The sequence below is a fragment of the uncultured Winogradskyella sp. genome, from assembly GCF_947496485.1.
GTDB lineage: Bacteria > Bacteroidota > Bacteroidia > Flavobacteriales > Flavobacteriaceae > Winogradskyella.
The window spans coordinates 15,384-28,356 of record NZ_CANMCZ010000002.1 but is presented as its reverse complement, the minus strand read 5'-3'; the positions used below and the strand labels follow the sequence as shown (position 1 = coordinate 28,356).

General features: G+C 32.1%; 16 protein-coding genes. 9 read left to right on the top strand and 7 right to left on the bottom strand.

All coding sequences use genetic code 11. The features are described 5' to 3' along the window. Positions 1–8: 8 nt before the first annotated feature. From Q0822_RS07965 to Q0822_RS07955, 3 genes are read right to left on the bottom strand one after another with little or no spacing between them, the layout of a single operon-like run. On the bottom strand, positions 9–590 hold the full coding sequence (locus Q0822_RS07965) for a TIGR00730 family Rossman fold protein (RefSeq protein WP_299122352.1): 582 nt from the start codon (positions 588–590) through the stop codon (positions 9–11). 1 nt (position 591) lies between these two features. Continuing rightward, positions 592–1,464, bottom strand: a complete 873-nt coding sequence (gene prmC, locus Q0822_RS07960) for a peptide chain release factor N(5)-glutamine methyltransferase (RefSeq protein WP_299122350.1) — start codon at positions 1,462–1,464, stop codon at positions 592–594. A gap of 2 nt (positions 1,465–1,466) precedes the next feature. Next, complete coding sequence (locus tag Q0822_RS07955; protein ID WP_299122348.1) at positions 1,467–1,958, bottom strand: GNAT family N-acetyltransferase; 492 nt, start codon at positions 1,956–1,958, stop codon at positions 1,467–1,469. A gap of 59 nt (positions 1,959–2,017) precedes the next feature. On the opposite strand from Q0822_RS07955, the gene Q0822_RS07950 reads away from it, so the two are divergent. Genes Q0822_RS07950 through Q0822_RS07930 form a run of 5 tightly spaced genes read left to right on the top strand, consistent with a single transcriptional unit; the run spans position 2,018 to position 5,539 of the window. Further along, on the top strand, positions 2,018–2,476 hold the full coding sequence (locus Q0822_RS07950) for an LEA type 2 family protein (protein WP_299122346.1): 459 nt from the start codon (positions 2,018–2,020) through the stop codon (positions 2,474–2,476). A 1-nt stretch (position 2,477) separates the two neighbouring features. Continuing rightward, entirely contained in the window at positions 2,478–3,482 is a 1,005-nt protein-coding gene (gene ribD, locus Q0822_RS07945; protein ID WP_299122344.1) for a bifunctional diaminohydroxyphosphoribosylaminopyrimidine deaminase/5-amino-6-(5-phosphoribosylamino)uracil reductase RibD, read from the top strand. After that, the gene (locus tag Q0822_RS07940; RefSeq protein WP_299122342.1) at positions 3,469–4,086 is read left to right on the top strand and encodes an HAD-IA family hydrolase; all 618 of its coding nucleotides are present in this window, start codon (positions 3,469–3,471) and stop codon (positions 4,084–4,086) included. The genes ribD and Q0822_RS07940 overlap by 14 nt, the downstream gene beginning before the upstream one ends. A 56-nt stretch (positions 4,087–4,142) precedes the next feature. Further along, positions 4,143–4,934: an EamA family transporter gene (locus Q0822_RS07935; protein WP_299122341.1), complete on the top strand. Its 792-nt coding sequence runs from the start codon at positions 4,143–4,145 to the stop codon at positions 4,932–4,934. Further along, on the top strand, positions 4,934–5,539 hold the full coding sequence (locus tag Q0822_RS07930) for a YigZ family protein (protein ID WP_299122339.1): 606 nt from the start codon (positions 4,934–4,936) through the stop codon (positions 5,537–5,539). Before Q0822_RS07935 ends, Q0822_RS07930 begins: the two co-directional genes overlap by 1 nt. On the opposite strand, the gene Q0822_RS07925 is transcribed toward Q0822_RS07930, so the two are convergent. After that, positions 5,534–5,941: a thioesterase family protein gene (locus Q0822_RS07925; RefSeq protein ID WP_299122337.1), complete on the bottom strand. Its 408-nt coding sequence runs from the start codon at positions 5,939–5,941 to the stop codon at positions 5,534–5,536. The two genes, Q0822_RS07930 and Q0822_RS07925, sit on opposite strands and share 6 nt — an antisense overlap. A 196-nt stretch (positions 5,942–6,137) precedes the next feature. Here Q0822_RS07925 and dnaA point away from each other — a divergent pair, with 196 nt between their 5' ends. From dnaA to Q0822_RS07905, 4 genes are all read left to right on the top strand, one after another. Continuing rightward, entirely contained in the window at positions 6,138–7,565 is a 1,428-nt protein-coding gene (gene dnaA / locus Q0822_RS07920; protein WP_299122334.1) for a chromosomal replication initiator protein DnaA, read from the top strand. Positions 7,566–7,577: 12 nt separating this feature from the next. Beyond that, the gene (locus Q0822_RS07915; protein WP_299122332.1) at positions 7,578–8,033 is read left to right on the top strand and encodes a low molecular weight protein-tyrosine-phosphatase; all 456 of its coding nucleotides are present in this window, start codon (positions 7,578–7,580) and stop codon (positions 8,031–8,033) included. 68 nt (positions 8,034–8,101) lie between these two features. After that, the gene (locus Q0822_RS07910) at positions 8,102–9,532 is read left to right on the top strand and encodes a PQQ-dependent sugar dehydrogenase (RefSeq protein ID WP_299122330.1); all 1,431 of its coding nucleotides are present in this window, start codon (positions 8,102–8,104) and stop codon (positions 9,530–9,532) included. Beyond that, complete coding sequence (locus Q0822_RS07905; RefSeq protein WP_299122328.1) at positions 9,532–10,248, top strand: SAM-dependent methyltransferase; 717 nt, start codon at positions 9,532–9,534, stop codon at positions 10,246–10,248. The genes Q0822_RS07910 and Q0822_RS07905 overlap by 1 nt, the downstream gene beginning before the upstream one ends. Here the strand turns inward: Q0822_RS07905 and Q0822_RS07900 are convergent. The 3 genes from Q0822_RS07900 to mltG form a co-directional block, all read right to left on the bottom strand. After that, entirely contained in the window at positions 10,245–10,901 is a 657-nt protein-coding gene (locus tag Q0822_RS07900; protein WP_299122326.1) for a peptidoglycan-binding protein LysM, read from the bottom strand. The genes Q0822_RS07905 and Q0822_RS07900 overlap by 4 nt on opposite strands. Before the next feature lie 118 nt (positions 10,902–11,019). Next, positions 11,020–11,925, bottom strand: coding sequence for a DUF2279 domain-containing protein (locus Q0822_RS07895; protein ID WP_299122324.1), 906 nt, complete (start codon positions 11,923–11,925; stop codon positions 11,020–11,022). Between the two features lie 3 nt (positions 11,926–11,928). Continuing rightward, positions 11,929–12,972 (bottom strand): endolytic transglycosylase MltG, encoded by a 1,044-nt coding sequence (gene mltG / locus Q0822_RS07890; RefSeq protein WP_299122322.1) that lies wholly within the window; start codon positions 12,970–12,972, stop codon positions 11,929–11,931. Position 12,973: the final 1 nt, after the last annotated feature.

Genomic DNA, 12,973 nt, shown 5'->3' with positions numbered 1-12,973 from the left:
GCAAGAATTTATAAACCTTCTTTATTCAACCATTTTGGTGCTGGCAATGGTTTATAATTATACATTTTATCTAATAAGCCGTCTATTGTAGTATCTACGACAACAGCATCTAAATTTTCTTGTTTTAAAAAACCACGTGCTACCATCATTTTGCATTGCGCAATTAAAGCGTCGTAATAACCATTAGTATTTAAAATACCTATAGGCTTGGTATGCAAACCTAATTGTCCCCAAGTTGTGATTTCAAAAAACTCGTCCATAGTGCCAAAACCTCCAGGAATAATAATAAAACCATCACTTTTGTCGTACATTATTACTTTACGATCATGCATATTATCTGTTACGATTAACTCGCTAAGTTCATTATGTACAATTTCTTTAGTTTTTAAAAAATGTGGAATGACACCTATAGCTTCACCTTTATTATCTATTACAGCTTGGGCTATTTTACCCATTAAACCAATTTTAGCAGCACCATAAACTAAAGTAATGTTTTGTTTAGCAAATGTTTCTCCTAAAGATTGAGCATTGTTTATAATCTGTTCATCATTCCCTTCGCTGCTTCCACAAAATACGGATATACTCTTCATATTATTTTTTTGTTCCTTTTAGCATTCTATTACTACCATTTAAGTCCTTTAATAACTCTACATCTGTAAAATTAGCATCTAGTAATAGCTGTTTGGTTTCGTCACCAAGATACTGGTTAATTTCAAAATACAATTCACCTTTTAGCTCCAAATTATCAGCAGCAAAATCCGTAATAGTTTTATAAAACAGTAATGGGTTTTCATCTTCAACAAATAAAGCTAAATGAGGTTCATTGTCTAGTACATTAGGTTTCATTTCTCGTTTTTCGAGCTCTCTAACGTATGGTGGATTGGACACTATAATGTCAAATTTAGATTCCGTATCAAATACAGAATGACAACTCTCATTTAAAATATCTGTTTCAATAAATGTAATAATAACATTATTCCATTTCGCATTTTCTTTAGCAACTTCTATAGCTTGCTTACTCACGTCTAAAGCATAAACCTGTGTATTTGTTAGGTTTTTAGCTAAGGTAATCGCTATACAACCCGAACCTGTGCCAACATCCAAGATTTTAAGTTGAGATTCTTTGCTTCGTTCCGAATGACGTTTAATAATTAAATCAACCAATTCTTCAGTTTCAGGGCGAGGAATTAACACATTTTTATTTACTATAAATGGTAATCCATAAAATTCCGTTTCACCTAATATATATTGTATAGGTTTTTGTTGTTTTAAATCTTCTAGAACTTTAAAAAAAGTATTCGTTTCAGATTTTGAAATAGTGAATTCCGGTTGTAAAGTCAACTGAAAACGTGGCAAGTCTAAATAGTGCTCTATGCATAAAAAGAAAAAACTATCCACTTCATTTTTACCGTAAATAGCATCTAACTCAATGTGAAATATATTTTGAAGGTCTTTTAACAGCACAATTACAAATCTTTAAGCATCCATTCTGTGCATGAGTAATGACCTGTATTTCCCATAGGATTTTCCAAACCTCTAAAACCAACTTTTCTGTATAATTTCCTAGCATCTTCCATGTATGGCAATGTTTCTAAGTAACATTGCTCAAAACCAACTTGTTTTGCAAATTCCAAACATTTAGCCATCATTTTGCTTCCTAATCCTTTACCTCTTGCCTCTGGCATAAAATACATTTTTTGCAATTCACAGACATTACCCTCGTAGTTATCTAAAGGGGAAACTCCTGCTCCTCCCAATATCAAATTGCCTTTAGCAACAACGAAATAAACCTTATTTGGTTTATTGTAGGTTTCTGTCATACAATCTAAAGCTAAATCTTCATAAGCTGTACCCACTTTTGGCACACCCATTTCTATTAAAACAGAACGAATAGCTTTTGCAATTTTTGAATCATCTTCCGATTCTATTTCTCGAATAACAATAGTATCTTTACGCACTCAATTTTTAATTTTTACTGAATTTAGTTCGGTATGAAGATAAAGATAATTCCTGTTTTATGTTTAAAAGAATCTTATTCATTTGCCTATTTTTTACACTACTTTTTAACTGTTCAGTTAACGAAAAACCAGAGTTTATACGTTTAGAAAATATTAAGGTTGTAAACTCTAATATTCAATCGATTACATTAAGTGCAGATGCACTATTTATTAATCCAAATGATGTAGGTGGTACTTTAAAAACAGATGATTTAAAGGTTTTTATTAACGACACGGAAGTTGCAAAAGTTGTTTCAGACGAGTTTAATGTACCTTCAAAAAAGAATTTTACCATTCCACTTATTGTTGCTGTTGCAACAGATAGTATTATTGATAAAAAAAGTTTAGGGGGATTATTGGGAAGCTTAATTTCTCAACGACTAAAAGTACAATACAAAGGGGATATTAAATACAAAGTTTTAGGGTATTCATCTACTTACACTGTTGACGAAACTCAAGAATTAAAAATTAAACTATAAGTTGCATAAACATGAATTTTACATAAAACGCTGTTTGCAAATTGCTAAAAACGGTTTAGGGATCACAAGACCAAATCCTATGGTTGGTGCTGTTGTAGTTTATAATGATGAAATTATTGGTGAAGGATTTACAAGTAAATATGGTGGTAACCATGCCGAAGTAAATGCTATAAATTCTATAAAAGACAAATCTCTATTAAGCAAAAGTGCACTATATGTTACTTTAGAACCGTGTAGCCATTTTGGAAAAACACCTCCTTGTAGTGACTTAATCATAAAACACAAAATACCTGAACTTATAATTGGCTGCATGGACGATAATCCTGAAGTTGCTGGTAAAGGTATTGCAAAACTCAAAGCGTCTGGATGCAAAGTTATTGTTGGTGTTTTGGAAGAAGAATGTAAACTACATCACAAACGTTTTTTTACCTTTCATAATAAGAAACGTCCTTATGTCATATTGAAATGGGCAGAAACTAAAGATGGTTTTATTGCGCCTATATATAAAGATGAAAAAAAACCAGTTTGGATTACAAATTCTTATTCTCGTCAGCTGGTTCATAAGTGGCGTTCAGAAGAACAAGCTATTTTAGTTGGCACCAATACTGTTTTAGAAGACAATCCGAGTTTAACTGTTAGAGATTGGGAAGGAAACAATCCCACTCGAGTTGTAATTGATAGAACTTCAAAATTGAATCTTACTCTTAATGTTTTTAATGCTCAAGCTGAAACTTTTATTGTAAATGAACAAAACGTAGATTTTATTAAACCTATAGCAATTCAGATTACTGATTTGTTTTACCAAAACAATATAAATTCTATAATTATTGAAGGTGGATTAAAAACATTACAAACATTTATAGATGAAAACCTTTGGGACGAAGCTAGAGTTTTTACAGGAGATATTGAATTTAAAACTGGCATTAAAGCACCTAAATTAAAAGGAAAATTGATCTATGAATCTAAGATTAAAAATGATTTATTAAGAATCTATGCAAAAGATTAAAACATTAATTTTCGATTTTGGTGATGTTTTTATCAATCTAGATAAGCAAGGAGCTATGCAAAATGCTCTAAATTTATTTAATCCAGATACTTTTGAAACAGACATGCTTGAAACCAATATTAAATATGAAATTGGAAAGATTTCAACTTCAGAGTTTATTGAATTTTACGCATCAAAATTTTCAAATTTAACTGACAACGAAATTGTTGATGCTTGGAACTTTATAATAAAGGACTTTCCTAAGCATAGATTTGATTTTATTAACAATCTAGCTCAGAAAAACAGATACCAACTCATACTCTTAAGTAACACCAATGATATGCACATTGACTGTATAAAAGACTCAGTGCCATTCTATAATAATTTTAAAAATTGCTTTGATGCATTTTATTTATCTCAAGAAATTCATCTAAGAAAACCAAATACAGATATTTTTGAATTCGTTCTAGCAGAAAATAATTTAATTTCAAACGAATGCTTTTTCATTGATGACACAAAAGACAATACTGATACGGCTGAAAAATTAGGATTTCATACTTGGAATATTGATGAAACCAGAGAGGATGTTGTGGATTTATTCAAAATTAAAAAAGATCTCTTTTGATTTATTTACTGCTCAGCATCTTGTCCTCTACCGCAATTTTTGTGGTCTTTAAACTATTGAAAAAATATAACGTCAATACATTACAAGTTATTACTGTCAATTATGTTACAGCTTGCATTTGCGGTTCCCTATTATATAAAGGACAAATAAGACCTTTAGAAATTATTCAAACAAATTGGTTTATTGCAGCTTTTGGTTTAGGATTTCTTTTTATAGCTATATTCAATGTTATGGCACTTACTGCACAAAAAAATGGCCTCTCGGTAGCTTCTGTAGCCAGTAAAATGAGCTTAGTAATTCCAGTTGTTTTTGGAATATATGTTTATAACGAAAGTGTAGGATTACAAAAAATAGCAGGTATCATCTTAGCATTAATTGCAGTTTACCTCACCTCACTTAAGCAAAAAGACAAGACTGTATTAACACAATCTATTTATTTGCCAATAATTTTATTTTTTGGTTCGGGTATTATTGACACCTCAATAAATCACTTTGCGCCGGATGATAATATCCCTTTATTCTCAGCAACAATTTTCTTTATTGCAGGCACGATTGGTTTTTTCATATTAGCATATAAGTCATTGAAGCTGAAAAGTAATTTTACTTTTAAAAGCATACCGTTTGGAATACTACTAGGTATAATAAATTATTGCTCAATTCACTTTTTACTGTTAGCATTGCGTGTAGAACGCACAGAAAGTTCAACACTATTTACTATTAACAACGTCGCCATTTTGGCACTTTCAACATTAATAGGGCTACTACTATTCAAAGAACAGATCTCTAAGAAAAACTGGATTGGTATTATATTAGCATTAATTTCAATCGTATTAGTAACTTTAGCTTAGTGGAAGACGATGTATATAAAACAATAGCAAAACCTTCAGAAGGCGAACTATTTAAAGACAAAAATAGTAAATTCTATTGCTATATTTTTCCTGTTACAGACGAATACCAGATAAGAACACATCTTGAAGATTTAAAAAAGAAACATCACGCAGCCAGACACTGGTGTTATGCCTACCAAATAGGAACCGAAAAAATCAAATACAGAGCAAATGATGATGGTGAGCCAAACAATTCTGCAGGAATGCCAATTTATGGGCAAATTCAATCCTTTGAGCTTACAAATATCTTAATAGTTGTTATCAGATATTATGGAGGTGTTAAGCTTGGTGTTGGAGGTTTAATAAACGCCTACAGAACTTCAGCACAATTAGCATTAAAATCTGCAAAAATTATTGAAAGGACAATTAATAAAGATTTTCAGCTAATATTTGAGTATAAAAATATGAGCAAAGTGATGAGAATTCTTAAAGAGAATCAGATAGAAATTATAAATCAGACGTTAGAACATAATTGTTTGTTAGAAATATCTGTCAGAAAAAGTAACAGCTCCAAAACTTTTGAGCTTTTTGATTCTTTTTTTGGTGTCGAAATAGTTGAATTATAACGAATAATTTTGCAGTTTATCTAAAAGATATTTCGGACATCGTGTAGGTCTATTCTTATTCATATCAATAAATGCAAGAATTGTACTACCAGTTGCTAGTAAAACATCCGACTCATTATGTAATTCGTAGTAAAACTCAATAGACGCTGTTGGCATTTTTTTGAGTGTAGTTTTTACTTTAACAACATCATCGTAACGTGCTGAATTTTTGTAATTTATACATAATGAAATAACAGGTAACATAATGCCGTCTGCTTCCATACCGCTATAACTAAGTCCAAACTCACGTAACCACTCAGTTCTACCAACTTCAAAGTACACAGCGTAATTAGCATGGTACACAACACCCATCTGATCTGTCTCGCCATAGCGTACTCTTATAATCGTTTCGTTAAAATTCATTTACATGACTTTGTTTAATAAAAATTTTGTAATTTTCAGAAGTTTTAAACATGAGAAAAAAAATCTGAAAATTCAACATATTTTCATTTTTTTATTAAGAATTTTGTTCACATATTTGTCATGTTCAAAACAACAAGAGAATCCTAATTCTCTTTTTTTTTGCTAATCTAACTAACAATAAAATTTAACTTAACGAATGGAGATCACAGCGGAATCTGTATGGAGTAATTGTCTCGCCTTTATAAAAGATAATATCCAACCACAAGCCTATAGAACTTGGTTTGAACCCATAGATGCTGTTAAACTTTCCGGAAATGCTTTAAGCATTCAAGTTCCTAGTAAATTTTTCTATGAATGGTTAGAAGAACACTATGTAAAAATTCTTAAAGTTGCTCTAAATAAAGAGTTAGGTGAAGATGCCAAATTGGTTTACGTTATTAAAATGGAAAACACATATGGTAACAAGCAACCTTTTACAGAAAAGATTCCAAGTTCTAATCGATCTGCTGTAAAGTCTCAAGATGTAGATGTACCATTTAATAATAAAAGTCCTGAATTAAAAAACCCATTTGTAATTCCTGGAATTAGAAATGTAAAAATTGAGTCTCAATTAAATCCAAGTTATAGTTTCGAGAATTTCTTAGAAGGAGATTCTAACAGACTTGCGAGAAACGCGGGTATTGCAGTTGCTAATAAACCTGGTGGAACATCATTTAACCCACTACTTATTTTTGGAGGAGTTGGATTAGGAAAAACACATTTAGCTCATGCTATTGGTGTAGATATTAAGGATAAGTATCCTGAAAAAACGGTACTTTACATTTCTGCCGAAAAGTTTACACAGCAATATATTGATTCTGTAAAAAAGAATAATAGAAATGATTTTATTCATTTCTACCAGATTATTGACGTTCTTATTATAGATGACGTTCAATTCTTATCTGGTAAAACAGGCACACAAGATGTGTTCTTCCATATATTCAATCACTTACATCAAAACGGCAAGCAAGTTATTTTAACTAGTGACAAGGCTCCTGTAGATATGCAGGATATTGAACAGCGCTTACTGTCGCGCTTTAAATGGGGACTTTCCGCCGAATTACAAACACCAGATTTTGAAACTAGAGTTTCAATATTAAAGAATAAACTTTATAGAGATGGTGTGGAAATGCCTGAAGAAATTGTAGAATATGTTGCAAAACATATCAAAACAAACGTAAGAGAGCTTGAAGGTGCTATAATTTCCTTAATTGCACAATCGTCATTTAACAAAAAAGAAATCACTATAAACTTAGCTAAAGATATAGTTGAGAAATTTGTTAAAAATACGAAGCGCGAAGTCTCTATCGATTACATCCAAAAAGTAGTTTCAGATTATTTTCAGATGGATGTCAATACACTTCAGTCAAAAACACGTAAACGCCACATTGTACAGGCACGTCAATTAGCCATGTTCTTTGCGAAAAAATACACCAAAGCATCTTTAGCAAGTATTGGTTCTCAAATTGGTCAACGCGATCATGCTACTGTACTTCACGCATGTAAAACTGTGAATAATTTATCTTCGACTGACAAACAATTCAGAAAATATGTTGAAGATTTATCTAAAAAATTAGCACTTTAATTCATTGGCATTATGACACGTATTTTAATGGTGTGTCTTGGTAATATTTGCCGTTCGCCATTAGCTCATGGTATTTTACAATCAAAACTTTCTGAAAATCATTTTTATGTCGATTCTGCTGGGACTGCTGCATACCACCTTGGCAACGCGCCAGATAGACGCTCTATTTTAGTTGCAAAAAGTAATAATATAGACATTAGTACACAAAGTGCAAGACAGTTTAAGGTCTCAGATTTTGATACCTTTGATTACATCTATGCTATGGATCAATCTAATTATAACAATATTGTCAGCTTAGCAAGAAATAGTGCAGATATTGGGAAGGTGAAACTATTTCTAGAAGCCAATGACTCTATTTCAAATAAAAATGTTCCTGATCCCTATTATGGAAATATTGAAGATTTCGAAACTGTTTACGCAATGATCAATGATACATGCGACATTTTGGTCAATTCGCTAAATGACTAAACCCTCTATAGCTTCGTAGATTATAACTCTTTTTCGTAAATTAGTCCTTTAACCTACAGCTTTTTATTATGAAATCTATAATAACTTCATTCTTTTTTATTTTTTTTGCTACAATCCATTCCTTTGCACAGAACTTAGATTTAGAACTCTTTGCTACAAATCTAGACAGACCAGTTAGCATTAAACACGCTGGAGATGATAAACTTTATATTGTAGAACAAGATGGGTTTATAAGAATTATCAATAATGACGGAACAGTAAATACTAATCCATTTTTAGATATTAATGGCATAGTGATTGACCTAACTAGCAGTGGCGATGAACGTGGCTTATTAGGCTTAGCCTTTCACCCAAATTTTAGTACAAACGGTTATCTATATGTTAATTATATCGCTAATAATGGTGATACTGTAATCTCAAGGTTTTCTAGAAATGATACAAACCCATTACTAGCAGATTCAGATTCAGAGTTCATTATTTTAACCTACTCGCAACCTTACGGTAATCACAATGGTGGTGATATGGCATTTGGAGCTGACGGTTTCTTATATATTTCTTCTGGAGATGGAGGTTCTGGTGGAGATCCACAAAATTATGCGCAAAACACATTGAGCTTACTTGGTAAAATTCTAAGAATTGATGTCAACTCAACAACACCTGCACACAACTATAGTATACCAGACACTAATCCATTTCTTGGCAATCCTAATTTTAGAGGTGAAATTTGGGCTTATGGCTTAAGAAACCCTTGGAAATTTTCATTTGATCGTTTAAATAATGATATGTGGATTGCTGACGTAGGGCAAGGCGATTATGAAGAAATTAATTTAGCGACCACTAACGAGGCTTTAACTGGCTTAAATTATGGTTGGAGATGCTACGAAAGTAATACTCCATTTAATACATTTGATTGTGAACCACCAAGTGCTTACACCTTTCCAATAGCTGATTATAACCATTTTAATGATGGTGCATTTAAATGCTCCATTACTGGTGGTTATAGATACAGAGGCACTGACTATCCTGGTTTTAACGGTCGGTATTTTTTTGCAGATATATGTAGTGAGGAAATTGGGTATTTAGTCTATGACGATACTAATATGATTTGGAATATGACCTTTGAACAGTTTTCAGGTCAGTGGGTTGCGTTTGGTGAAGATGTTGATGGTGAAATTTATATTTCCGATCTATCATCAGGAAATATTTATAAGCTAATTGACACAACTTTAAATGTTGATGATAGTTTACTAACTTCCATTTCAATTTATCCTAATCCTACAAAAGATATTTTAAATATTAATTTTGGTTCAAATAATAACATCGATATATCAACTGAAATATCTATTTATGATTTACAAGGTAAAAGGGTAAAAACAATTCTAAAGAATACCGAAACTATTCAAAAACTGAATACTTCTGATCTCGCCAATGGTATTTATATTTTACAAATTGATTTGAAAAACGGAGAAGAAAGCACACATAAACTGGTTATATATTAATGAGCAGCAGTAAAGGGAAATTATATCTCATACCTACACGATTAGGTGACAACCCACCACTAGAAGTTTTACCTATTTCAATTAAAAAAATAATTGAAGATTTAGACCATTACATTGTTGAAAACGAAAAAACAGCACGGCGATTTATCAAACGAGTTTCTGCTAGTAAATCACAACCAAGCTTAAAACTTCAAGTCTTAAATAAATATACCACAGAAGCTGAACGTAACACTTACCTCAATGTATGTCTAGAAGGTATTTCAATAGGCCTACTATCTGAGGCTGGCTGTCCTGCTATCGCAGATCCTGGTGCTGACATAGTAAGTTTAGCACATCAAATGGATATAAAAGTTGTACCATTAGTAGGGCCTTCTTCAATTATATTGGCATTAATGGGATCTGGTATGAATGGTCAAAGTTTTACTTTTAATGGCTATTTACCTATTGATAAAAGTGAAAGAAAATCTAAATTAAAAGCTCTAGAGCGTTTATCATTTGAACACAACCAAGCCCAGATTTTTATAGAGACTCCGTATAGAAATATGAAAATGCTCGATGATTTAATTGCAACATTACATCCTAATACAAGAGTTTGTATTGCTTGTGATTTAACTTTACCCACAGAATTTATCAAAACAAAACCTGCTAAAGACTGGAAACATAATAAAGAAGATCTACATAAAAGACCTGCAATCTTTATTATTCAAAAAGATTAAGGAGAAACCCTTGCTTTTTTATTTGGTGTAACAATAGATGTATCGTAACCAGAAAACTTTTTCATGTAGTGCTTTACAGTAGACCCGTAAGCATCAGAACTATTATTCCCACCTCGACTACGTAAAAACTTCTTGACACTTCCAGGGCCAGCTAAATGAGCAGCGGCTAAAATACCAGATTCAGTTACTGTAACACCGCCTATCTGCTTTCCTACATAGCGTTTTATATCTTTTCTAAGTATCCACTTATTTCGTTCTACATTAGCGAAGAATGCCTTCTCTTGCAGTTCTGGATCATATAAAAACTGATTAGGGCTATAGATTCCTATAAGTTTTAATGTCTCTGTGCCAAATTGATATTTCCCTAAATATCCCAAAGTATTCACCGTAAAATAATTACCTCTAGATTCTTTAAAAGCTAAAGCCTCTTTAAAGCCTTCAAAAGATTTTCCCAAATGTGGTGTAAAAATATTCTGTTTGGCATTATCCGCTTCGGAAGTCTTTGCCAAATCTTTAGAAATATTATAATCTAGTTGTAATCCATCTGTAGAATAAACCTCAGGATCGAGTGTTGAATCTGGATATAATGCCATTGCAATTAAAAAGCAAATTACGAATGGTAAAACGACATTTTTAATTCTGTTTATGTTCATTACAGCTAACCTTTATAGCAAAAAATTTCCCCCAAAATCACCTTGCTAAATTCGCCTGCAAAGATACGACATATTTCTAAATATTGAAAGTCAGCCGATTAAGTGTTATAAAAAGTTGTTAAAAGTAGAAATAGTGCAGTTTTACACGACCTTTGTTATTGAGTTCTAATGTTGGAAATGGCACCTTAATAACGTTGAAAACGTCGAAAATAATTTTTAGGACGTTAGAATTTGTTTTTATTCGACTTAAATCTACATCTAAACTTAAGTAATATTGACGCGTTCTATTTTGATTTAAAAATAACGTATCATTGGCATCACCTGTAAGCATTCCATCTGCTCCATATCCAAAAGCCAAGTTTAACCAATTGGGAATACTTTTAGTTTTTAAAAATGAATTAATGTTGGCACTCAACCAATACGTCTGTCCATTATAATCTTTTAAAAACTCTTCAGAAAAACCATTTCCCAATCTATCTGGTCTTTGTTGAGCAAATTCCGTTCTACTGAATGAATATTTTAAAAGAATACGCTGTTCTTTCCACAATAATTCTTGACCAACATACAAACCAGTTCCTGTAACATTGGCTACCATATCTGTCCAAGAAAATCCCCATTCATCTGAAAAACCATCCATAACTTCAACAGCTGTTAAAAAACCAAGCCCTAAAGTAGAACCATAAAGTAGTTGATCTTTTTTTCGTACTCCTGCCCAATTAAAAGTGTTTGCCCCTAGTCTACCTAATTGATAAGATGAAAAAACATGTCCCATTTTATCCATTTGCAGCCATTCACCACTATCGTTTATGGTTTTAAAATTAGAACGTGAATAATCAGCATACCACAGCTGATTGAGACCGAAAAGTGTTGCCGTTGCTAATGCAGTTTCTGTAATTACAACTGCGTTTCTTCGTGGACTATTTAAAGAATCACTAGGTTTTAAAAATGTATCTATTTTAGATTGCGATAATAGAGAATGACTTACAGCTAAGAAAAGTATGATATAGCAGTAAAACCCCTTCACACTTTATCTTTTTATACCTTGAGAGGATAAGTATTTTTGATATTCTCTCGCATTGTTATTATGCTGACCCAAAGTTTTTGCAAATTTATGATAACCTATACGCTTTGCATCTGCCGCAAAATAGAGATAATTGTGTTTCTCAGGGTTAAGGACTGCCTTTATAGCGGACAAATCTGGCATGGCAATAAGGCCAGGTGGCAATCCTGTATTCTTGTAAGTATTATAAGGAGAATCTATTACTTTGTGAACATTCAATACGCGTCTAATAACCGTATTTTGATATTTTGGCAATTGATAAGCCGCAAATTTTAAAGTAGGATCTGCCTGCAGAGCCATACCAATTCTTAATCGATTTAAATATACTCCTGCAACTCTTGGCTGCTCGTCTGCTTGTTTGGATTCCTCGTGCACAATTGATGCTAAGGTTATAACTTCATTTGGAGTTAAATTCAGTTCTTTTGCTTTTGCTTTTCTGGCATCAGTCCAAAAACGGTTGTATTCTAACAACATTTTATCTCTGAACCCTTCAGGCGAGGTATTCCAGAAGAACTCATAACTATTTGGTAAGTACATTCCTAAGGCTGTAGCTTTTGAAAATTCATTTTCAGTTAAAAATGATTCCTCTGTCATAGCATTATAAAGCGATAAACTATCAGCTTCAATTTGGGTACTTATTCTTCCTGCTAAATCTGCCAAGCTATTCTGATTATTAAAAGCAATTTTAATAGGAAGGTTTTTACTTCGAATAGAGTTGATAATATCATTATTATTCATACCCTTAGAAATAGCAAAACGACCAGCTTTAATATTTGTGGTGTATTTTTTCTGATTAGCTAGAGCATCAAAAGCATCAATGTCATCTAACAAAGGTTCTAATTGTTCTCTTACTTGAGGATAAGTCGCATCAGTTGGTACATATATATATGCAATGTCGTTATTAAAAGCAGTATTTGACTTAAACATGGCACCATAGATATAATATGCAATTACTGCAAAAATCACTAGTCCGATTAGAGCAATTGCCCAAAGGATTTTTTTAATGTACATA